Annotated in this window: 21 protein-coding genes; all 21 read left to right on the top strand. The window is 68.3% G+C overall.

Annotated features, from left to right (window positions below; genetic code table 11):
- The first annotated feature begins 18 nt into the window (after positions 1-18).
- Positions 19-462, top strand: coding sequence for a type II 3-dehydroquinate dehydratase (gene aroQ / locus ACQU6B_RS06760; RefSeq protein ID WP_430866781.1), 444 nt, complete (start codon positions 19-21; stop codon positions 460-462).
- Between the two features lie 120 nt (positions 463-582).
- On the top strand, positions 583-1,146 hold the full coding sequence (efp, locus tag ACQU6B_RS06755) for an elongation factor P (RefSeq protein ID WP_430866780.1): 564 nt from the start codon (positions 583-585) through the stop codon (positions 1,144-1,146).
- The gene (gene nusB / locus ACQU6B_RS06750) at positions 1,146-2,057 is read left to right on the top strand and encodes a transcription antitermination factor NusB (protein WP_430866779.1); all 912 of its coding nucleotides are present in this window, start codon (positions 1,146-1,148) and stop codon (positions 2,055-2,057) included. The genes efp and nusB overlap by 1 nt, the downstream gene beginning before the upstream one ends.
- 108 nt (positions 2,058-2,165) lie before the next feature.
- The gene (gene pyrR / locus ACQU6B_RS06745) at positions 2,166-2,732 is read left to right on the top strand and encodes a bifunctional pyr operon transcriptional regulator/uracil phosphoribosyltransferase PyrR (RefSeq protein ID WP_430866778.1); all 567 of its coding nucleotides are present in this window, start codon (positions 2,166-2,168) and stop codon (positions 2,730-2,732) included.
- Complete coding sequence (locus ACQU6B_RS06740; protein ID WP_430866777.1) at positions 2,729-3,718, top strand: aspartate carbamoyltransferase catalytic subunit; 990 nt, start codon at positions 2,729-2,731, stop codon at positions 3,716-3,718. The genes pyrR and ACQU6B_RS06740 overlap by 4 nt, the downstream gene beginning before the upstream one ends.
- A complete protein-coding gene (locus ACQU6B_RS06735) occupies positions 3,715-5,070 on the top strand; it encodes a dihydroorotase (protein ID WP_430866776.1) in 1,356 nt (451 codons plus the stop codon). The genes ACQU6B_RS06740 and ACQU6B_RS06735 overlap by 4 nt, the downstream gene beginning before the upstream one ends.
- A complete protein-coding gene (carA, locus tag ACQU6B_RS06730; protein ID WP_430866775.1) occupies positions 5,067-6,245 on the top strand; it encodes a glutamine-hydrolyzing carbamoyl-phosphate synthase small subunit in 1,179 nt (392 codons plus the stop codon). Before ACQU6B_RS06735 ends, carA begins: the two co-directional genes overlap by 4 nt.
- Complete coding sequence (gene carB / locus ACQU6B_RS06725) at positions 6,245-9,553, top strand: carbamoyl-phosphate synthase large subunit (RefSeq protein WP_430866774.1); 3,309 nt, start codon at positions 6,245-6,247, stop codon at positions 9,551-9,553. Before carA ends, carB begins: the two co-directional genes overlap by 1 nt.
- Before the next feature lie 94 nt (positions 9,554-9,647).
- Positions 9,648-10,466, top strand: coding sequence for an orotidine-5'-phosphate decarboxylase (gene pyrF, locus ACQU6B_RS06720; protein WP_430869224.1), 819 nt, complete (start codon positions 9,648-9,650; stop codon positions 10,464-10,466).
- A gap of 38 nt (positions 10,467-10,504) precedes the next feature.
- Complete coding sequence (mihF, locus tag ACQU6B_RS06715; RefSeq protein WP_430866773.1) at positions 10,505-10,819, top strand: integration host factor, actinobacterial type; 315 nt, start codon at positions 10,505-10,507, stop codon at positions 10,817-10,819.
- Positions 10,816-11,370, top strand: a complete 555-nt coding sequence (gene gmk, locus ACQU6B_RS06710) for a guanylate kinase (RefSeq protein WP_430866772.1) — start codon at positions 10,816-10,818, stop codon at positions 11,368-11,370. Before mihF ends, gmk begins: the two co-directional genes overlap by 4 nt.
- A 60-nt stretch (positions 11,371-11,430) precedes the next feature.
- Positions 11,431-11,694, top strand: a complete 264-nt coding sequence (gene rpoZ, locus ACQU6B_RS06705) for a DNA-directed RNA polymerase subunit omega (protein WP_430866771.1) — start codon at positions 11,431-11,433, stop codon at positions 11,692-11,694.
- Positions 11,695-11,723: 29 nt separating this feature from the next.
- Entirely contained in the window at positions 11,724-12,965 is a 1,242-nt protein-coding gene (gene coaBC, locus ACQU6B_RS06700) for a bifunctional phosphopantothenoylcysteine decarboxylase/phosphopantothenate--cysteine ligase CoaBC (protein ID WP_430866770.1), read from the top strand.
- 33 nt (positions 12,966-12,998) lie between these two features.
- Positions 12,999-14,168 (top strand): methionine adenosyltransferase, encoded by a 1,170-nt coding sequence (metK, locus tag ACQU6B_RS06695; RefSeq protein WP_430866769.1) that lies wholly within the window; start codon positions 12,999-13,001, stop codon positions 14,166-14,168.
- A 21-nt stretch (positions 14,169-14,189) separates the two neighbouring features.
- Positions 14,190-16,334: a hypothetical protein gene (locus ACQU6B_RS06690; protein WP_430866768.1), complete on the top strand. Its 2,145-nt coding sequence runs from the start codon at positions 14,190-14,192 to the stop codon at positions 16,332-16,334.
- A 46-nt stretch (positions 16,335-16,380) separates the two neighbouring features.
- A complete protein-coding gene (fmt, locus tag ACQU6B_RS06685; protein ID WP_430866767.1) occupies positions 16,381-17,385 on the top strand; it encodes a methionyl-tRNA formyltransferase in 1,005 nt (334 codons plus the stop codon).
- Positions 17,382-18,818 (top strand): RsmB/NOP family class I SAM-dependent RNA methyltransferase, encoded by a 1,437-nt coding sequence (locus ACQU6B_RS06680; RefSeq protein WP_430866766.1) that lies wholly within the window; start codon positions 17,382-17,384, stop codon positions 18,816-18,818. Before fmt ends, ACQU6B_RS06680 begins: the two co-directional genes overlap by 4 nt.
- Before the next feature lie 41 nt (positions 18,819-18,859).
- Positions 18,860-19,555: a ribulose-phosphate 3-epimerase gene (rpe, locus tag ACQU6B_RS06675; protein ID WP_430866765.1), complete on the top strand. Its 696-nt coding sequence runs from the start codon at positions 18,860-18,862 to the stop codon at positions 19,553-19,555.
- On the top strand, positions 19,536-20,672 hold the full coding sequence (gene ribD / locus ACQU6B_RS06670; protein WP_430866764.1) for a bifunctional diaminohydroxyphosphoribosylaminopyrimidine deaminase/5-amino-6-(5-phosphoribosylamino)uracil reductase RibD: 1,137 nt from the start codon (positions 19,536-19,538) through the stop codon (positions 20,670-20,672). The genes rpe and ribD overlap by 20 nt, the downstream gene beginning before the upstream one ends.
- Positions 20,672-21,265: a riboflavin synthase gene (locus ACQU6B_RS06665; protein WP_430866763.1), complete on the top strand. Its 594-nt coding sequence runs from the start codon at positions 20,672-20,674 to the stop codon at positions 21,263-21,265. Before ribD ends, ACQU6B_RS06665 begins: the two co-directional genes overlap by 1 nt.
- Positions 21,262-22,557, top strand: a complete 1,296-nt coding sequence (gene ribA / locus ACQU6B_RS06660) for a GTP cyclohydrolase II (protein WP_430866762.1) — start codon at positions 21,262-21,264, stop codon at positions 22,555-22,557. Before ACQU6B_RS06665 ends, ribA begins: the two co-directional genes overlap by 4 nt.
- Positions 22,558-22,579 lie beyond the last annotated feature (22 nt).

Raw genomic sequence — 22,579 nt, 5'->3', positions numbered from 1 at the left:
ACTAGTAGGCTGACCCGCATGAGCACCGTCCTTGTGATTAACGGCCCCAACCTGGGAAGACTCGGCTCTCGCGAGCCCGAGAAGTACGGGTCCACCACCCACGACGAAGTTGTCGCTCAGGCGATGCAGTGGGGGAGTGACTTAGGGCTAGAGGTGGTGGTTCGTCAGAGTGACGACGAGGCAGACCTGGTGCACTGGCTGCACGAGTGCGTGGACCAGGGTTGGCACGTCGTGATCAATCCGGCGGCGTTCACTCATTACTCCTACGCCCTGCGCGATGCCTGCGCCCTGGTGCCGTCCGCCGGCCAGCAGCTGGTCGAGGTTCACCTCACCAACCCCGCGGCACGCGAGGAGTTCCGGCACACGTCCGTGATTTCCGGCGTCGCGACGGGAACCATCGCGGGATTCGGTCCCGACTCTTACCGGCTGGCGCTCGAGGCGATCGCCGCTCGTATTGACTGATCACGGCGGGGTCTAGTCGGGGGCGAGGGGGAGTGTTCACTCACGTCCGCTAGAATCGTCTTCGGACTTCTGATCCTCAGAACACTCTTCACGCAATCAAGTACTGCAAGGACATAACTCGTGGCTTCCTCAAACGACATCAAGAATGGCTCCGTGCTCAAGATCGACGGTCAACTCTGGACCATCACCGACTTCCAGCACGTGAAGCCCGGCAAGGGCGGAGCCTTTGTCCGCACCAAGATGAAGAACGTCCTCAGCGGCAAGGTCGTCGACAAGACGTACAACGCCGGCGCTAAGGTCGAGTTCGAGATCGTCGACCGCCGCGACATGCAGTACTTGTACAACGACGGCGCCAACTACATCTTCATGGACCCCGACACCTTCGACCAGATTCCCGTCAGCCCCGAGATCATGGGCGACGCTAAGGACTTCCTGCTTGAGAACGAGAAGGCTCAGATCGGCTCCAACAACGGCAACCCGATCTTCATCGAGCTCCCGATGTCCGTGGTCCTCGAGGTCACCTACACGGAGCCCGGACTGCAGGGCGACCGCTCGTCGGGTGGCACCAAGCCTGCGACGCTCGAGACCGGCCGCGAGATCCAGGTCCCGCTCTTCCTGAACGTTGGCACCAAGGTCAAGGTCGACACCCGCAGCGGTGACTACATTTCCCGCGTGAACGACTAGTGGGCGCCCGTACCAAGGCGCGCAAGCGCGCCCTGGACGTCCTGTTCGAGGCGGACCAGCGCGGCTACAACGCCACGTCGACGCTCGACCAGCGCATTCTGCTGTCCGGTCGCGAGACTCCTCTTCCTCCCTACGCCGTGCAGATTGTCCGCGGGGTGGTGTCCCGCTGGGTCGAGCTCAACTCGATCATTCAGGACGCTTCTCCCGCTTGGACCATCGCTCGCATGCCCGGAATCGACCGTGGGTTGCTACGCATCGCCACGTGGGAGATTCTCTGCAACGACGAGGTGCCCACCTCGGTCGCCATCAATGAGGCGGTCACCCTCGCGACGCAGCTCTCCACCGACGAGTCCGCGCGGTTCATCAACGGACTGCTGTCGACCATCGCCAAGGACGCTCCCGCTTTGTCCTCGCTGCACATGGAGGAGGTCGAGAGCGTTGACGGCGCCGCGATCTTCGATTCTCTGGGCGCGGACACCGTATTCAGTGACACGGCCACCAACGATGATTCTGACGACGACGACTCGGAAGACGACGTCGAGGCGGACCACGACTTCCCCGACTCGGGACTAGCGGACGACGTCGCGAAGGAGTGGGCCGAACGCCTTCTCGCCGACGACGCGGCGACCCTCATCCCGGCCACCGACATCGCCGACGCGAGCGTGAACGATGCGACCGAGACCGAGACCGAGAGCCTTCCTGCTGCGGACGTCGCCGAGGAAAGCAGCGAACCTGCACCCGTGGGCGACCTGGCAGATGCGATTGCCTCCGTCAAGGCCGTCGAGGTTGACCCCGTCGACACCGAATCCGCGCTCGACGAGAATGACCCGGTTGAGGCTGAGCCTGTCGAGACTGAATCGCTCGACGAGCCCGCCGAAATCACCCCGGAAGCGATCACCGACCGGGACTGATCTCCGGTACAGTTGCGACAAGTAATTTGACGCCCGCGGGGCCATGCGCCGCGAGCCGATAGACATCCTTTAAGTACCGTCCTGTGAGGCGGGGAAGGAGGTCTCCAGATGACTGGGACCATTCTGGGCGCGCCCGATATTTCTAGGGCGCTCACTCGCATTGCTCACGAGATCCTCGAACGCAACGGCGGCGCCGACAAGCTCGTGCTGCTGGGCATCCCGACCCGAGGACTGCCGCTGGCGCACCGCCTGGCCGCACGCATCTCCGATGTCGAGCCCACCTTCGACGCCACCGCGCGCTGCGGGTCGCTCGACATCACCATGTATCGCGACGACCTCTCCAAGCACCCCACCCGCAACATCGGCACCACCACGCTGCCGAGCGCGGGGATAGACGGCGCAGTTGTGGTGCTGGTGGACGACGTCTTCCACACGGGCCGCACCATTCGCGCCGCGCTGGACGCCGTCAAGGATGAGGGCCGGCCCCAAAGCGTGCAGCTCGCCGTGCTGGTGGACCGCGGCCACCGCGAGCTGCCCATCCGCGCCGACTATGTGGGTAAGAACATCCCCACGGCCCGCTCCGAGCGCGTGCACGTGCGCCTGACGGAGACGGACGGCGAGGACGCCGTCATCCTCAGCGACGGCGCTCCCGCCGGCGGGGAGGGCGCGAAGTGAAGCACCTCCTCAGCACCGCCGACCTGTCGCGCGAGAACGCCATCCGCATCCTGGACACCGCCGAGCAGATGGCGGCCACCCAGGAGCGCGAGATTCGCAAGCTCCCCACGCTTCGCGGCAAGACCGTGGTCAACCTGTTCTTCGAGGACTCGACGCGCACGCGCATCAGCTTCGAGGCGGCCGCCAAGCGCCTCAGCGCGGACGTCATCAACTTCTCCGCCAAAGGCTCCAGCGTCTCCAAGGGCGAGTCGCTCAAGGACACCGCGCTGACCATGCAGGCCATGGGCGCCGATGCCGTGGTGATCCGTCACTGGGCGTCCGGCGCTGCTGAGAGGCTGGCCGAGTCCGACTGGATGACGGGCGCCGTACTCAACGCCGGCGACGGCACGCACCAGCACCCCACCCAGGCGCTGCTCGACGCGTTCACCATGCGCAAGCACCTGATCGGCACGGGCGCCGGTCCCGGGGCCCACTTCGAGACCTCGACCGGTAACGACCTCTCCGGGCTGACCGTCGGCCTGGTGGGGGACGTGCTCCACTCCCGGGTCGCGCGCTCGAACATCTCGCTGCTGCACACGCTGGGCGCCAAGGTAGTGCTGATTTCCCCGCCGACCCTGGTGCCGGTCGGCATCGAGGCGTGGCCCGTCGAGGTAGTCCACGGGCTCGACGCCGCGCTGGACGCCTACGACCTGGACGCGATCATGATGCTGCGCGTCCAGCGCGAGCGCATGACCGGCGGCGGAAACTCCTTCTTCCCCAGTCCCCAGGAGTACACCCGGCTGTTCGGCCTGGACGGCGACCGCATGCGGCGCCTGCCCGACCACGCCATCGTCATGCACCCCGGCCCCATGAACCGTGGGCTCGAGATCACCGCGGAAGCCGCCGACAGCAAGCGCTCCGTCATCGTCGAACAGGTCAGCAACGGCGTCGCCGTGCGCATGGCCTCCTTGTACTTGTTGCTAGCAGGAGAGGAGGACGGCGAATGAGCCAGTCCACCACCACCCAGTCATCGGACAACCGCGCCGTCGTCATCGAGAACGCCTCCCTGTTGGGGGAGTCGCCCACGAGCATCGTGATCGAGGACGCCCTCATCACCCTGGTGCGCGGAGCCGACGAGCCGCTGACCGAGGCGGAGATCCCCGCCGGCGCCGCGCGCATCGACGCCTCCGGGCTGGTCGCGCTGCCCGGCCTGGTCGACATCCACACTCACCTGCGTGAGCCCGGCCGCGAGGACGCGGAGACCATCGAGTCCGGCTCGCGCTCCGCCGCCCAGGGCGGGTTCGTCGCGGTCTTCGCGATGGCCAACACCACACCTACGGCGGACACCGCCGGAGTCGTCGAGCAGGTCTGGAGCCGCGGCCGCGAGATCGGCCTGGTGGACGTGTACCCGATCGGCGCCGTCACCGTCGGCCTGAACGGCACCCAGCTCTCCGAGATGGGCGCCATGGCCATGTCCCGGGCCCGCGTCCGCATGTTCAGCGACGACGGCAAGTGCGTGCACGACCCGGTCGTGATGCGCCGCGCGCTCGAGTACGTCAAGACCTTCGACGGCGTCATCGCGCAGCACTCGCAGGACCCCCGACTGACGGAGGGCTCCCAGATGCACGAGGGCGTCGTGTCCGCGGAGCTCGGGCTGACCGGCTGGCCCGCCGTCGCCGAGGAATCCATCATTGCCCGCGACGTGCTGCTGGCCAAGCACGTCGGCTCGCGCCTGCACGTGTGCCACGTCTCCACCGCCGGCTCGGTGCGCATCCTGCGCTGGGCCAAGGCCGAGGGCATCGACGTGACCGCCGAGGTCATGCCGCACCACCTGCTCCTCACCGAGGAGTCCGTGCGCGGCTACGACCCGCGCTTCAAGGTCAACCCGCCGCTGCGCACCCAGGAGGACGTGGACGCCGTGCGCGCCGCCCTCGCCGACGGCACCATCGACATCGTCGCCACCGACCACGCCCCGCACCCGGACGAGGACAAGGACTGCGAGTGGGGCGCCGCCGCGATGGGCATGATCGGCCTCGAGACCGCCGTCGGCATCGTCCAGAAGACCATGGTTGACTCCGGCCTCATGACGTGGGCAGACGTAGCCCACCGCATGTCCGAACTTCCCGCCCGCATCGGCCGCGTGGAAGAGGTCCACGGGCGTCCTGTCGCGGTGGGCGAGCCGGCGAACATCACGCTGGTCGACCCCGACGCGGCGTGGACGGTCGACCCGACCGCGACGCAAAGCCGCAGCAACAACTCACCATTCGGCGGCATAGAGCTGCCGGGACGCGCCGTCGCCACCATCCTGCGCGGCAAGCCCACGTATCTTGACACTCGTTTTGAAGGAGCATCCGCGTGACCGACGTAGCCAAGGCAGTACTCGTCCTGGAGGACGGCCAGGTCTTTGAGGGCCGCGCATACGGCGCGACCGGTCAGACGCTGGGCGAGATCGTCTTCAACACCGGCATGACCGGCTACCAGGAGACGCTGACCGACCCCAGCTATCACCGCCAGATTGTCACCATGACCGCGCCGCACATCGGCAACACGGGCATGAACGACGAGGACAACGAGTCCCGCAAAATCTGGGTGGCCGGCTACGTGGTCCGCGACCCCGCCCGCAAGCCCTCCAACTGGCGCGCGCAGCGCACCCTCGACGAGGACCTCGAGGCCCAGAGCATCGTCGGCATCTCCGGCATCGACACCCGTCAGCTCACGCGCGTCCTGCGCACGGCAGGCGTCATGCGCGCGGGGATCTTCTCCGGCGACGCGCTCGTCGAGGGAGGCGCGGAGGTCGGCACCGACGAGCTCCTGAACCGCGTCAAGTCCGCGGAGCCCATGGCCGGCGCCCACCTGGCCGATGAAGTTTCCGTCATGGACGAATACGTGGTCGAGCCCCCCGAGGGAACGCTGACAATCGCCAACGTGGTGGCCGTCGACCTGGGCATCAAGGCCATGACCCCGGAGATGATGGCGCAGCGCGGCATCCGCGTCACGGTGGTGCCGTCCAAGATGACCGCCGCGGAGATCCTCGCCAAGAAGCCCGACGGGGTGTTCTTCTCCAACGGCCCCGGCGACCCGGGCGCGGCCGACCGCGCGGTCACGACGCTGCGCGAGATCCTCGACGCGGACGTGCCGTTCTTCGGCATCTGCTTTGGCAACCAGATCCTGGGCCGCGCGCTCGGGTACGGCACCTACAAGCTCCAGTTTGGCCACCGCGGCATCAACCAGCCCGTCATGGACCGAGCCACCCGCAAGGTGGAGATCACGTCGCATAACCACGGCTTTGCCGTGGACGCGCCCATCGACCGCGACTCGCAGTCTCCCGCGGGCTACGGCCGCGTGCGCGTGAGCCACGTGTGCCTGAACGACGACGTGGTGGAGGGGCTCGAATGCCTCGACATCCCGGCGTTCTCCGTCCAGTACCACCCGGAGGCCGCGGCCGGCCCGCACGACGCCGCCTACCTCTTTGATCGTTTTGTTGACCTGATGGACAGCGCTAAAAACGCAGCCAAGAATGGAGCGCGAAAGTAATGCCTCGCCGCGAAGATATTAAGTCCGTCCTGGTCATTGGCTCAGGGCCAATCGTTATTGGCCAGGCGTGTGAGTTCGACTACTCCGGCACCCAGGCCTGCCGCGTGCTGCAGGCCGAGGGCGTGCGCGTGATCCTGGTCAACTCGAACCCGGCCACCATCATGACCGACCCCGAGTTTGCCGACGCCACCTACGTCGAGCCCATCACCACCGAGGTGATCGAGACCATCATCGCCAAGGAGCGCCCCGACGCGATCCTGCCGACCCTCGGCGGCCAGACCGCCCTCAACGCGGCCATCGCGCTGGACGAGGCCGGCATCCTGGAGAAGTACAACGTCGAGCTGATCGGCGCCAACATCGCGTCCATCAACCTGGGCGAGGACCGCGAGCTGTTCAAGGGCGTCGTGGAGCGTTGCGGCGCGGAGAGCGCCCGCTCCTTCATCTGCAACACGATGGAGCAGTGCATCGCCGCCGCCGAGGACCTCAACTACCCCGTGGTGGTGCGCCCCTCCTTCACGATGGGCGGGCTGGGTTCCGGCTTCGCTTACGACGAGGCGGACCTGCGTCGCATCGCCGGCACCGGCCTGCACTATTCGCCGACCACCGAGGTGCTCCTCGAGGAGTCCATCCTGGGCTGGAAGGAATACGAGCTCGAGCTCATGCGCGACCACCACGACAACGTCGTGGTCGTGTGTTCCATCGAGAACGTCGATCCCGTTGGTGTCCACACCGGCGACTCGATCACCGTGGCCCCCGCGCTGACCCTGACCGACCGCGAATACCAGAAGATGCGCGACGTCGGCATCGCGATCATCCGCGAGGTGGGCGTCGACACCGGCGGCTGCAACGTGCAGTTCGCCGTGGACCCCAAGGACGGTCGCCTGATCGTCATCGAGATGAACCCCCGCGTGTCGCGCTCGTCCGCGCTGGCCTCCAAGGCCACCGGCTTCCCGATCGCCAAGATCGCCGCGCGCCTCGCGATCGGCTACACGCTCGACGAGATCCCCAACGACATCACGGGCTCGACGCCCGCGAGCTTCGAGCCGACCCTCGACTACATCGTGGTCAAGGTCCCGCGTTTCGCGTTCGAGAAGTTCCCCGCGGCGGACCCCGTGCTGACCACCACCATGAAGTCGGTGGGAGAGGCCATGAGCATCGGCCGCAACTTCACCGAGGCGCTGGGCAAGGCACTGCGGTCCATCGACAAGAAGGGCATGAACTTCCACTGGAAGGGCGAGTACCGCACCGGCGCCGACTTCGACGCGCTACTCGCGGAGATCGCCATCCCCACCGAGTCGCGCATGGTCCAGGTCCAGCAGGCCCTGCGCACCGTGACCGCCGGTGAGGCCACGCTCGACCAGGTCTTCGACGCGACGGGCATTGACCCGTGGTTCCTCGACCAGATCGTGCTGATGAACGAGATCGCCAACGAGACAGCCGCCGCTGAAGAGCTGACCGCGGCCGTCCTGCGCCGCGCCAAGGAGAACGGGCTGGCCGACGAACAGATCGCGCAGCTGCGAGGACTCGGTGTCGCCGAGGTCTACGCCGCCCGCGCGGACCTGGGCGTGCAGCCGGTCTACAAGACCGTCGACACGTGCGCCGCCGAGTTCGACGCGACCACGCCGTACTACTACTCGACCTACGACTGTGAGAACGAGGTGGCGACCCGCGAGCGCGAGGCCGTGCTGATCCTGGGCTCCGGCCCCAACCGGATCGGCCAGGGCATCGAGTTCGACTACTCGTGCGTGCACGCTGCCATGGCCCTCAAGGACACCTACGAGACCGTCATGATCAACTGCAACCCGGAGACGGTCTCCACCGACTACGACACCGCGGACCGGCTCTACTTTGAGCCGCTGACATTCGAGGACGTCATGGCGGTCTATCACGCCGAGCTCGCCGCCGGCCCTATCAAGGGCATGTTCGTCCAGCTGGGCGGCCAGACCCCGCTCAGCCTCGCGCAGCGCCTAGCCGATGCCGGGGTGCCCATCCTGGGCACGTCGCCCGAGGCCATCGACAACGCCGAGGACCGCGCCGCCTTTGGCCGCGTGCTCGAGGAGGCCGACCTTCCCGCACCCGCGTACGGCACGGCTCACAGCATCGAAGAGGCCATCGAGATCGCCGAGCGCATCTCGTACCCCGTGCTGGTCCGCCCCTCGTACGTGCTGGGCGGCCGCGGCATGGAGATCGTCTACGACCGCGCGCAGCTCGAGGACTACGGCACCCGCATGGAGAGCGTGGGGGACCACGCCACCGACGCGCCGCTGCTCATTGACCGCTTCCTCGACGACGCGATCGAGATCGACGTCGACGCGCTCTACGACGGCACGGAGTTGTTCCTGGGCGGCGTGATGGAGCACATCGAGGAGGCCGGCATTCACTCGGGCGACTCGGCGTGCGTGCTGCCCCCGGTGACCCTGTCGCGCGACGAGCTGGTGCGCATCCGCAAGTCCACCGAGCTACTCGCCAAGGGCATCGGCGTGCGCGGCCTGATGAACGTGCAGTTCGCCCTCGCATCGGACGTCCTGTACGTCCTCGAGGCCAACCCGCGCGCCTCGCGCACGGTGCCCTTTGTCGCGAAGGCGACCGGCGTGCCGCTGGCCAAGGCCGCGGCTCTGCTGATGGCCGGCACCTCAATCGCCCAGATGAAGGCGGACGGCGTACTGCCGGAGCTGGATGCCGCGCACCTCGACATGAGCCAGCGCATCGCGGTGAAGGAGGCGGTGTTGCCCTTCAGGCGCTTCCGCACCCACGAGGGGCTCGTCGTCGACTCGGTGCTGGGCCCGGAGATGCGTTCCACCGGCGAGGTCATGGGCTTCGACGCCACCTTCCCGCTGGCGTTCGCCAAGTCGCAGGCCGCCGCTATCGGCGGGCTGCCCACGGGCGGCACGGCGTTCGTCTCCGTCGCGGACCGCGACAAGCGCTCGATCACCTTCCCGATCGCGCGTCTGCACCAGCTCGGCTTCGAGATTCTGGCCACGGCGGGCACCGCTCAGGTGCTCGGACGCAACGGCATCCCGGCCACCGTGGTGCGCAAGCACTCCGAGGGCAGGTCGGAGTCGGGGGAGCCCACCATCGTGGACCTGATCAACGACGGCAAGGTGGTCCTCGTGGTGAACACGCCGTCGGGCCAGGGCGCCCGCGCTGACGGTTACGAGATCCGCGCCGCGGCCACCGCTGCCGACGCCGCGATCATCACCACCACGCAGCAATTGTCCGCCGCGGTGCAGGCCATCGAGGTCATTCAGCACGGCACGTTCGAGGTGATGAGCCTGCAGGAGGCGCAACTAGCCAGCGCACAGAAGTGAGTCATCGCAGGTAGTATGCCTAGATAGGGCAAACCGCCCGCGATGACTTGATGAGGAGGCTGTGGTGGCTTTCGGAACCCGGCTCGCGTCCGCCATGCGGACACACGGACCCCTGTGCGTGGGAATCGACCCGCACCCCGGCCTGCTCGCGGCGTGGAACCTGCCCGACAACGCGGATTCGCTTCAGCTGTTCTCCGACGCGGTCATCGACGCCGCCCAGGGTCGCGCGGCAGCCGTCAAGCCCAACGCAGCCTTCTTTGAGCGGCACGGCTCACGCGGCATGGCCGTGCTGGAGAACCTGCTGGGCCGCTGCCGCGAGGTGGGGCTGCTGACGGTTCTGGACGCCAAGCGCGGCGACATCGGCAGCACCATGCAGGCGTACTCCGAGGCCTTCCTGGTGCCCGGCGCGCCGTTCGAATCCGACTCGCTGACAGTGTCGCCGTACCTGGGTGTGGGCTCGCTGCAACCAGCATTCGACCTGGCAGAAAAGCACGGCAAGGGAATTTTTGTGCTGGCGCTGACGTCTAACCCAGAGGGACGTACCGTGCAACACGCGACTGCTCCCGATGGCGGCTCCGTGGCGGGCGCCGTTGTTAAGGCGGCCGCCGCGCTGAACGCTGGCGCGGAACCGATGGGCAGCATCGGCCTGGTGGTCGGAGCGACCGTTGGTACCGCGGTAAGCGATCTTGGCATAGATTTGTCGTCTCTCAACGGGCCGATCTTGGCACCCGGAGTAGGGGCACAGGGGGCAGGGCCTGCCGAACTTGAGCAGGTGTTCGGGAACGCACGAAGGTGCGTACTCGTCAATCAATCACGGGGTGTGTTGCAGGCTGGCCCGTCGGTTGAACGCTTGGTGGAGGCCATCGACTCGGCCTCGACCGAAGCACAATCACTCCTGCAAACCCCGTCCTAAACACTCGGGACTATTCGCTTCAATAAGAAGGAGACACAGTGGCTACTCCAGAACTCAGCGACGAACAGCGCGCCGCGGCCCTCGTCAAGGCAACGGCAGTACGCTCCGCCCGGCGCGTCTTTAAAGAGGAACTGTCCCGCGGTGAGATGACCCTCTCGCAGGCCATCACTCGCGCCAAGGCGGACGAGGCCCTCGCGGGCATCCGCGTCCACGACCTCCTGCAGTGCCTGCCTGGGGTTGGCCCCAAGCGAGCCGCGATAACCATGGAGGAGATCGGGATCTCAGCCGCGCGTCGCGTTCGTGGGCTAGGCACCCACCAGGTCGAGGCGCTCCTCGAGCGCGAGGCTCGGTGAACCGACTCATCGTTCTTGCCGGCCCCAGCGGGGTAGGCAAGGGCACGGTGGTGCGCGCGCTCAGGGACCGACACCCCGAGGTGTGGCTATCGGTGTCCGCGACCACGCGCGACCCGCGGCCGGGCGAGGTTGAAGGCAAGCACTACTTCTTTGTGAGCGACGACGAGTTCTCCCGGATGATCGACGAGGGCGAGCTGCTCGAGTGGGCGACCGTCTTTGGCGGTCACCGCTACGGCACACCGCGCGGCGCCGTCGACAGCCAGCTCGCGGACGGCGTTCCGTGCATCCTGGAGATCGACCTGCAGGGAGCGCGCCAGGTGCGCGAGTCCATGCCGGAGGCGCTGCAGGTGTTTATTGCGCCGCCGTCATTCGAGGTATTGGTGGACCGGTTGGTAGGCCGTGGCACCGAGGACGAGCGTGAGCGTGAGCGGCGGCTGGCCACCGCTAAAGACGAACTCGCCGCCCAGGATGAATTCGACGAGGTCATCGTGAACGACAACGTCATAGACGCGGCCGGCGCCCTGGAGCGCCTCTTGCTACCTTCGCGGTAAGATAGTGGAAGTTTGAGCGCGTACGCTCACCCAAGCACCCCCTTAAGCATTGGAGTTATTGTGGCTGGAACGATTGCAAATCCCATCGGAATTACCAACCCGCCCATCGACGAGCTGCTCGAAAAGGTCGACTCCAAGTACGCCCTGGTGATCTACAGCTCCAAGCGTGCGCGCCAGATCAACTCGTACTACGAGGCGCTCGGCGAGGGTCACTTCGAGAACGTGGGACCGCTGGTTCCCGCCGACACGACGGACAAGCCGCTTTCGGTCGCGCTGCGCGAGATCAACGAAGGCTCGCTGTTGGTGCTGGGCGACGACGCGTAACGCGTCAGTCCCACCAACACAGATAGCTGATGCGCGTCCTCCTGGGCGTGACGGGCGGCATCGCCGCCTATAAGGTGGCGCTCGTACTGCGCCGGCTCCGCGAAGACGGCCACTCAGTACGTGTCGTCCCCACCGCCGCCTCGCTCAACTTTGTTGGGCGGGCGACGTGGGAGGCGCTGTCCGGGCACTCTGCCCCGACCGAGACCTTTGAGGACGTGCCGTCCGTGGCGCACGTGCGGCTGGGCCAGGAGGCCCAGATCGTGCTGATCGCCCCCGCGACCGCGGATTTCCTGGCCTCCATGGCTCATGGCAACGCCAAGGACCTGCTCGGTAACGCGTTGCTCGCCACCCAGGCGCCCATCGTCGTCGCGCCGGCCATGCACACGGAAATGTGGACCAACCTGGCCACGCAGGCCAACGTCAGCACCCTGCGCGAGCGGGGGGTCCACGTGATCGAGCCCGCCGTCGGTCGCCTCACCGGTGCCGACTCGGGTCCAGGTCGTCTTCCCGAACCCGAAGAGCTGGTGGCGGCGCTCTACGCGGTGGCCGACGGTCAGGCCATCCCGCTCGCGGCAACCGCGGCGGACGATGCGGGCTGGGGCGATTTAGATGGCGTCCGCGTCCTGGTCACGGCCGGCGGCACCCACGAGCCCATTGACGCGGTCCGCTTCATCGGCAACAGGTCCAGCGGGCACCAGGGTCTCGCCCTCGCGCACGCCGCCGCCGAGCGGGGCGCCAAGGTGACACTGATCGCCGCCAACGTGGTGCTGCCCGCAGGGGAGGGCATCGAGCGTATTGACGTCGAGACCACCGCCCAGCTGGCCGATGCGGTGACGAGCGCGGCGCCCAGCGCCGACGTGGTGATCATGGCGGCTGCGGTCGCCGACTTCCGGCCACGCGTGGTGAGCCAGACCAAGATCAAGAAGAACGGGGACTCCGGCCTCACGCTCGAACTGGAACCCACCGAGGACATCCTGGCCGCTCTGGTGGCGCATCGTCACGAGCGCCAGACGGTGGTGGGCTTCGCGGCCGAGACCGGCGACTCCACCGCGACCGTGCTCGAGCACGGTGCGGCCAAGGCCCGCCGCAAGGGCGCGGGACTGTTGGTGCTGAACCCGGTGGGCGCGGGCCAGGGTTTTGGAGATGTGCCCAACTCCGTCACCATGCTCGACGTCAACGGTGTCGCCATCGCCGAGGCGAGCGGGTCCAAGCTGGCCGTCGCGCACGCCGTGCTCGACCGGATAGTCAGCATGCGCGCCTCACCCTCGTGATGAGAGTCGGACGCCCCGGCTATGCTGGCTCGCATGACAAATCTGCGTCTCTTCACGTCCGAATCCGTGACCGAAGGTCACCCCGACAAGATCTGTGACCAGGTCTCGGACGCGATCCTCGACGAGATGCTGCGCCAGGATCCGCTTTCCCGAGTCGCGGTAGAGACCATGGTCACCACCGGGCTGGTCCACGTGGCCGGCGAGGTCACCACCGAGGCCTACGTCGACATCCCCGGCACCATCAGGGCCGTGGTGAACGACATCGGCTACACCTCCTCCAAGGTGGGCTTTGACGGCGACTCGTGCGGCATCTCAGTCTCCATCGGGGAGCAGTCTCCCGACATCTGGCGGGGCGTCGGCTCCGCCACCGATGTTGACGACAAGCAGTTGGGGGCGGGGGACCAGGGCCTCATGTTCGGCTACGCGTGCCAGGACACTCCCGAGTTCATGCCGCTGCCCATCTCGATCGCCCACCGCCTCACCCAGCGTCTTGCGCAGGTTCGCCGCGACGGCACGGTGCCAGGGCTACGCCCCGACGGCAAGGCGCAGGTCACCATCGGCTACGACGGCGCGACTGCGGTGTCAGTCGACACGGTCGTGGTCTCCAGCCAGCACGCAGAGGGCATGAGCATGGACACCCTGCGCGGCGACATCGAGGAGGCAGTGATTGCGCCGGTGCTCGCGGCGTACGACCTGGATGCGACGGGACACCGCTCGCTCATCAACCCCACCGGCATCTTCGAGATCGGCGGCCCCAAGGGCGACGCCGGCCTGACCGGCCGCAAGATCATCGTCGACACGTACGGCGGGATGGCGCGCCACGGCGGCGGCGCCTTCTCCGGCAAGGACCCGTCTAAGGTCGACCGATCCGCGACCTACGCGATGCGGTGGGTGGCCAAGAACGTGGTGGCCGCCGGACTCGCGGGACGCTGCGAGTTACAGGTCGCCTACGCGATCGGCACCGCTCACCCCGTCGGCCTGTACGTCGAGACCTTCGGCACCGCCACCGTCGACGAGGGCGCCATCGTCCGCGCGATCCGCGAGGTATTCGACCTGCGCCCGCAGGCGATCATCGCGGACCTGAACCTCCAGCGCCCCATCTATCGCCAGACGGCGACCTACGGCCACTTTGGCCGCGAGCTCGCCGACTTCACGTGGGAGCGGACCGACCGTGTGGATGCGCTCCTCAGCGCGGTGAGTTAAGAAGGCGACACAATAGGAAACATGGCCGCCGAGGGGCTGAATGTGCTTCCCGCCGACGTCGACGTGGACGACGGCGGGCTCTTCGCCGCGCCCGTTTCCCTCGCTCCGCCTACGAAGGCAGTCAAGGCGGGTAAGGCCGTCGACAAGAAGCGCGCGAGTGCCGCCAAGCGCGCGAGTGCCAAGGCCGCGAGCGCGGCTGAGGGCGCGCCCCCGCTGAGGGTGGCCAGCGTCTGCATCGACAGCGCGCTGCCTCACCTGGACAGGCCGTTCGACTACGAGATCCCCGCGAAGCTGGACGGGGTGGTGCAAGTGGGAACCCGCGTGCGCATCCGATTCGCGGGCCGGCTCATCAACGCGGTCGTCACCGCGGTCTCGGACTCGTCGCAGTTTGCGGGCAACCTGGCGCCGTTAAACTCTGCTGCCGCGTCTCCCTCGTACACTCCGGACTCGCTCGAGTTCGCCCGCGGCGTCGCGCGAAGATACGGCGGATCGCTCTGGGACGTGCTGCGGCTCATGGCCCCGCCGCGAGTGGCGAGCGTCGAGTCCCGCGACTGGGACTCGACATTGTTCGGCACGAGCCCGTTCAAGGCCGCGGCCCAGAACCTGCGCGGGGCCGCGGAGGCGGCCGGTCTGCCGCACGTGCAGATCGCCGCGGGCGCGCGCATGATGTGGGAGGCGCTGCCGGATCCGCTAGCTCCGGCGTCGATTCCCGCTGCCGCGCTCGTCGCCCCCTCCGTCGAGGTGGCCGCGAAGGGACTCAGCGCGATCATCGTGGTGCCCGACGGACGCGCGGTGCTGCGCATCGAGGCCGCGCTGATCGAGGCCGGTCTCACCCGGTGGAATGCCCGTTCGGGCGGACACTTTGCCGTCGTGGATTCCGAGGACGGCGCCACCGCGCGCTACGCCTCTTACCTGGCGGCCATGCACGGCCGAGTGGGGTTGGTGGTCGGGACCCGCACGGCCGTCATGCAACCCGTCCCCGAGTTGGGGCTGGTCACCATCTGGGATGACGCGTCCTCAGTGTTCGACGAACCGCACGCTCCGTACCCACACGCCCGCACCCTTGCTGCCATGCGCGCGGAATTCAACGGCGCCGGCGCGTTGCTGGGCGCCTACGCGCCCGGGGTGGACGCGATGGCTCTCGTGGCCCACGGCTGGGCGGAGATGCACAGCGCCCCGCGGTCCACGGTTCGCGCGCACACGCCCACGGTCGACGTCCTCACCGGCGAGCGGCGCGAGGCCGAGGGCGGTTCCGGATGGCACTGGATGCCTGGCAGCGCCTGGCGGTCCGTCATCAAGGGCCTGACCAAGGGCCCCGTCGCGATCGTGGTCCCGCGCGCCGGCTACGTGAGAGCGGTCACGTGCGCCGAGTGCGGCACGTGGGCGCAGTGCAGGGCGTGCGAGGGGTCGCTGAGCCAGGCCAGTCTCTCCGCGCAACTGGTCTGCGTGGACTGCAAGGCGGTGCAGGCCGACTGGCACTGCGCCGAATGCCATTCCAGCGCGGTGAAGCAGGCGCGACAGGGAGTCGAACGCATCGCCGAGCAGGTTCGCGTGATGGCGAAGTCGACGCCCGTCCACGTGTCCGCGGCGGCGGTTGGCACGCTGCCTGACGACCAGATCACGGAGGGAATCGTGGTCGCGACTCCTGGCGCGCTGCCCGCGGTTCGCGGCGGCTACGCGCACGCCGTGGTGGTGGGAGCAGACGCCCCGGCATCGGGCGGCCTTGGCGCTGAACTTCAGGCAATCCGTTGGTGGCTCAACATCGCCGCCCTGGTCCGCTCGCGCGAGCACGGGGGAGCGGTCACCCTGGTGGGGGACCTCCCCGACGAGGTGCGCCACGCGATCGTGTCCTGGGCCCCTGGCGACGCCGCGCGCGACGCCTACACGGAGCGCGCGAGCCTGGGCCTGCCCCCCGCGCGCAGGACACTCTCCGTCGTAGGCGACGACGCCAGTCTGACGCTCGCCCTCAGCGTCCCCGTGGAGGGGGAGCGGATCGAGCGCCACCCCGACATCACCGTAGTGCCGTCCCGCGACGGCGTCACGCTGCTCATGTCACGCAGGGTCACCGCGGCGACGGTCGACGCGGTGAGGTCCGTTCAACTCGAGATGTCCAAGTCCGGCGAAGGCGAGTTGCGACTGCGGGTCGACGGTCCCCTCGAGGTCTAGCGCGGCCCGGTAGGTCGCGGGCAATGCCGCCGCCTACGATGGTCACATGCGTCTGATCTTTGCCGGTACCCCACAGATTGCCGTCCCCACCCTCGAGGCCCTCATCGCCAGCGAGCACGAGGTGGTCGCGGTCCTCACTCAGCCCGATGCCAGGGGAAAGCGCGGCAAGACGCTGCACCCCAGCCCCGTCAAGGTGGCCGCCCTGGAACACGGGCTCCCCGTCCTAACTCCGGAAAAGGCCTCCGCGCCGGACGTCGTGGCGCAGATCGCCGCCCTGGACGCCGATGCGGCCGCCGTGGTCGCCTACGGGCAGATCCTCAAGCCCGAGCTCCTCGACGCCGTGCGCTTGGCGTGGGTGAACCTCCACTTCTCGCTGTTGCCCCAGTGGCGCGGCGCCGCGCCGGTCCAGCGCGCCATCATGGCCGGGGACGAGATCACCGGCGCCAGCACGTTCGTGATCGAGAAGGGCCTCGACACCGGCCCAGTGATCGGCACGCTCACCGAGTTCCTGCGCGCCACCGACACCTCCGGCGACCTGCTGGAGCGCCTGGGAGAGGCCGGCGCACCCCTGATGGTGCAGTCGCTGACAGCGCTCGACATGGGCCAGGCCTCACCGCTGGCCCAGGGTGACCAGGACGTGAGCTACGCGCACAAGCTGACCCGTGAGGACGCCTACGTCCGGTGGGAGCTAGCCGCCCACGTCGTGGACCGCCAGATCCGGGGCTGCACCCCGGCCCCCGGCGCGTGGACCACCCTGCCGGACGGCACGGTGGCCAAGCTCGGCCCCGTCACGCCGGTTCCCGGCGCCGCGACCACCGTCCCCGGGCAGGTGCGCCTGGCGGCCGACGACCAGGCTGCGGACGGCGGCGACGAGTCCGCGGCGGCATCGGACGCGGCGGAGCAGGGCCACAAGGGCGCCGTGCTGGTAGGTACGGGGACGCACCCGGTGGCGCTGTCGTGGATCGCGCCGGCCGGCAAGAAGCCAATGCAAGCATCTGATTGGTGGCGAGGCGCCCGGCTGGGCGACGCCGCCATCTTGGGAGACTCATGAGCAACGAGCACGGTTCCGTCGATCCAGAGCAGGCTGCGGAGGCCTCTCACCGCCGCGTGGTTGCCGCCACGAGTGACAAGGCGCGCTCCGCGGCCTACGAGTGCGTGCTGAACGTGACGCGTGACGACGCGTACGCGAACCTGCTGATGCCGTCCATCCTGCGCGCGGCGGACCTGCACGGCCGCGACGCCGCGTTCGCGACCGAACTCGCCTACGGCACCCTGCGCATGCAGGGCCTCTACGACGAGATCATCGCGGTCGCGGCCAAGCGAGCGCCCTCGACGCTGGACGTCGACGTGCGCGCCGCACTGTGGATGGGAGTCCACCAGGTGCTCGCGATGAGGGTGCCCCCTCACGCCGCGGTGTCGGAGACCGTCGCGACGGTCAAGGCGCAGTCGAACGTGGGCGCGGCCAAGTTCGCGAACGCGGTGATGCGACGCGTGACCGAGCGCACGCCCGAGGAGTGGCTCGAGTTGGTGGCCCCCGGCTCCTCTCGGGAATCGCTCGGCGTGCGGTACTCGCACCCCACCTGGGTGGTGAACGAGTTGGCGAACTCGCTTTCCGCCGACGGGCGCGGCGAGGAGCTCGAGGACCTACTCGACGTCAACAACACCCCGGCCCGCGTGACCCTGGTGGCCCGGCCCGGGCTCGCGAACCCCTTCGACGTGGCAGACAGCATCGAAGAGGCGGACGTCACCGAGTTGTCGCCGTACGGCGTCGCGCTGTCGGGAGGCGACCCCGGTTCCATCGCGGGCGTACTCGACGGCACCGTCGCGGTGCAGGACGAGGGCAGCCAGATCGTCGCCACCGCGATGGTGGCCGCGCAGGACGTCGTCGAGGGCGAGCGTTGGCTCGACATGTGTTCGGGCCCGGGCGGCAAGACGGCGCTACTAGGCGGAATCGCCGGCGAGTACGGCGCCACCGTGGACGCGCTCGAACTTCACAAGCACCGCGCCAAGCTGGTGCGTCAGGCCATCAGGGCGCTGCCCAGAGGGGTGGTCGACGTCCACGTGGGCGACGGCCGGACCTGGGGCGCGGACGGCTCCTACGACCGCGTGCTGCTGGACGCTCCGTGCACCGGGCTCGGCGCCCTGCGTCGCCGGCCTGAGTCGCGTTGGCGCCGCAGCCCGCAGGACCTGGCGGAACTCGCCGAGCTTCAGCGCGAGCTTCTCGCGTCGGCGGTCAGGCTGGTGCGCCCGGGCGGCATCATCGCGTACATGACGTGCTCGCCGGTCCTCGCGGAGACCCGAGAGGTGGTCGAGTCAGTGCGAGGCTCCGCGGGACTCGAGCAGATCGACGCGCGTGACGCCGTCGCCGCGGTGACCGCGCGGGACGCGGACACGTGGGGCGACGGGCCGCACGTCCAGCTATGGACGCACGCGCACGGCACCGACGCGATGTTCCTGTCGTTGCTGCGCCGGCCCATCTCGTAGGGTCCGGGCTCACGCGCCCCACCAGGCAGTAGGCTCGGAGCATGGCTATTCAGATTGCTCCCAGCATCCTTTCCGCCGACTTCGCAAACCTCGAGCGAGACATCGCCAGGGTTTCCACGGCGGACCTGCTCCACGTCGACGTGATGGACGCCCATTTTGTGCCCAACCTGACGCTCGGGCTGCCCATCGTCGAGCGCATCGTGCAGGTGTCGCCCATCCCCGTGGACGCGCACCTCATGATCGAGAACCCGGACTACTGGGCCCCACGCTACGCGGAGGCCGGCGCCGCGTCGGTGACCTTCCACTACGAGGCGGCCAAGAACCCTGTGGCGATCGCTCGCGACCTGCGCGCACTCGGCGTGCGGGCGTCGGTGGCGCTCAAGCCCGGCACGGACGCGTCGGTGATCCTCGACGACCTCAAGGAATTCGACATGGTGCTCGTGATGACCGTGGAGCCGGGCTTTGGCGGACAGGCTTTCATGCCGGACATGCTGCCCAAGATCGAGGCCGTCCGTGCGGCCGCCGATGCCGCGGTCGCCTCCGGCGAGCTCACCGTCGCACCGTGGATTCAGGTGGACGGCGGCATCGCGACCGCGACCGCGCCCAGCGTGGCCGCCGCCGGCGCCGACGTCCTGGTGGCCGGGTCCGCCGTCTACGGCGAGCCGTTCCCCGCCGATGCCATCGCCGCGCTGCGCTCAATCGCCCAGGGCGCCGTGAGTGGAGCGCACCATCACTGACCTGCCAGCGGACAGACCCGCGTGGAGAACGACTGCCTCCGGAATGCGCACGGTAGAGGCCTTCTCTCGCGCCGTCGAGCTCGCGGCCCTCGGCCCAGCCCACGGCCCCAACCCGCGCGTCGGATGCGTGATCACCGACCCTTATGGCACCGTGCTGGGAGAGGGATACCACCAGGGCGCCGGCACGGCACACGCCGAGGTCGCGGCACTGAGGGACCTGCGTGAGCGAGGCCACAACGCGGTGGGCGCCTTCGCGTACGTCACGCTGGAGCCCTGCTCCCACACGGGACGCACGGGCCCCTGCACGCAGGCGCTGCACGACGCGGGCATCGGCGCCCTGCGTTACGCGGTCGAGGACCCCAACCCCGAGGCGGCGGGCGGCGGCGCTCTGTTGCGCGACGGCGGGATGGATGCGCTGTTCGTGCCCAATGAGGCGGCGGAGAAGCTTAACGAGCGCTGGCTGGCGGCCATGCGCAGGAGCCGCCCCTACGTCATCGCCAAGTGGGGCGTGACGCTGGACGGGCGGACCGCGGCCGCTGACGGCACCAGCTTCTGGATCACCGGCGACGAGTCCCGGGATCACGCCCACACCGTCCGCGGCGAGGTGGACGCAATAGTCGTGGGCACCAACACCGTGCTGATCGACAACCCGTCGCTGTCCGCCCGCCCCGGTGGCCACGAGACCGGCCACCAGCCGCTGCGCGTGGTCATGGGGTTGCGGGACACCCGGTCGACCGTCACGGCGCCCGGTAGGCCCGCGACGGCCACGGAGCCTGCGCAGCCGGGCGACGGCCAAGCGCTCAAGGTCTGGCGCGACGACAACGTCGTGGCGGTACACACCCACGACCCGGCGGAGGTGTTGGAGGAGCTGCAGCGTCGAGAGATGCGCACCGTGCTGATCGAGGGCGGCGCGCGGGTGACCACCGCATTCCTGGCTGCAGGCCTGGTAGACGAGATTCACGTGTACGTCGCGCCCGTCATCCTGGGCTCGGGAACCACCGCCGTCGGCGATCTGGGAATCACAACCATGAACAGGGCGTTGAGGGGACAGGACGTGTCAACGCGCCAGCTGGGCGCGGATACGCTTGTCATCGCACATGTGGCGAAAGGAACCTGATGTTTACCGGGATAGTCGAGTCAATCGGCACCATCACTGCAGTCTCCGAGAACGGCGCGCAGTCGCAGTTAGCTATTAGTTCGCCGGGCTTCGGGTCGGACCTAACCCACGGCGAGTCGATTGCCGTCAACGGCGTCTGCCTCACCGTGGCCAAGCATTCGGGCGAAGAGTGGATCGCCGACGTCATGCGTGTGACGCGCGAGACCACGTCGCTGGGCGCAATCGGCGTGGGCGAGCGGGTGAACCTCGAGCGCGCGATGCGCGCCGACGGCCGCCTGGGCGGGCACCTCATGCAGGGGCACGTGGACGCCACCGCCACCCTTGTCGCACGCGACTCGCACCCTGACTGGGACGACCTCACCTTTGAGATTCCTGAGTCCATCGCCCGCTACGTGGTCGTCAAGGGCTCCATCGCGCTCAATGGCGTGTCGCTCACGGTGGCCTCGCTAGAGGGCAACCGCGCCACGGTCTCGCTGATCCCCACGACGCTCGCGGACACCACCTTCGGCGAGGCCGCGGTGGGGTTCGTCGCCAACGTCGAGGTCGACATCATCGCCAAGTACGTCGAGAAGATGTTCGGAGACCGTTCATGACCGACCTCCCGGACGTCAACCCCGCAGACTCGGAACACGATTCCGACTGCGAGCCCCACGACGCAATCGCGCTGGTCGAGAGCGCGCTCGAGCAGCTGCGCGCCGGCCGCCCGGTGCTGGTCGCCGACTCGCGTCACCGCGAGAACGAGGCCGACTTCATCATGTCCGCCCAGACCACCACGGTGGAGTGGGTCGCCTGGGGAATCAGGCACTCAAGTGGATACCTGTGCGCTCCCATGCCGGGACCCAAGGCCGACGCCTTGAACCTGCCGCTCATGGTGCCTAACAGCCAGGACCCGCGACGTACGGCCTACACAGTGTCGGTGGACGCCGCGAGCGGCGTCACCACCGGGATCTCCGCCGCCGACCGCCTGCGCACGCTGCAAGTGCTCGCCGAGCCGGAGGCGTCCCCGGACGATGTCATCCGCCCGGGTCACGTCCTACCCCTGCGCGCAGTCGCCGGGGGAGTGCTGCATCGTCCCGGCCATACCGAGGCCGCGGTCGACCTGTGCCGCCTCGCCGGGCTCGAGCCCGTCGGAGTCATCGCGGAGCTGGTGAACGACGACGGCACGATGATGCGGTTGGGTAACGCCGGCGAGCTCGCTGATCGCGAGGGCCTGATTCTGATGACCATCGCCGACCTCATCGAGTACCGCAAGTTCAAGGGCGACGAGCCGCTGGCGATCGAGCCCGCGCCTCACCGCGTGGTGTTCCAGGGCGAGTCGGTCCTGCCCACCAAGCACGGTCAGCTGAAGATTCGTGGCTACCGCGACGCCCGCACCGGGGACGAGCACGTGGCGCTCATCGCGCCCAGCCATCCCGGCATCACGCCGCTGGTGCGGGTGCACTCGGAGTGCCTCACCGGCGACGCCTTCGGCTCCCTGCGATGCGACTGCGGACCGCAACTCGACCACGCGATCGAACGCATCGTGAAAGAGGGCGGGGCCGTGGTGTACCTACGCGGCCATGAGGGCCGTGGCATCGGCATCCTGGCCAAGATTCAGGCGTACGCGCTTCAGGATCAGGGCCGCGACACGGTGGACGCGAACACGGACCTGGGCCTGGCGGTTGATCGCCGGGAGTACAGTGCCGCCGCGGCAATCCTGGCGGACATTTCGCTCGACACCGTCCGGCTGCTCACCAACAACCCGGCCAAGGTCGAGGGCCTGCGCGCCTCCGGCATCGTGGTGGCCGAGCGCGTCCCTCACCATGTTGGCGCGACGCCGGAGAACGCGTTCTACCGCCAGACCAAGGTGGACCGCATGGGTCACCTGCTCGGCGACAACGCCTAACTCACTCATTTCACTTTCACTT

It is taken from the genome of Demequina aurantiaca, assembly GCF_050598105.1.
Classification (GTDB): Bacteria; Actinomycetota; Actinomycetes; order Actinomycetales; family Demequinaceae; genus Demequina; species Demequina aurantiaca_A.
Note: the sequence above shows the minus strand (reverse complement) of the source record. Positions and strands in the feature narration are given on the sequence as shown.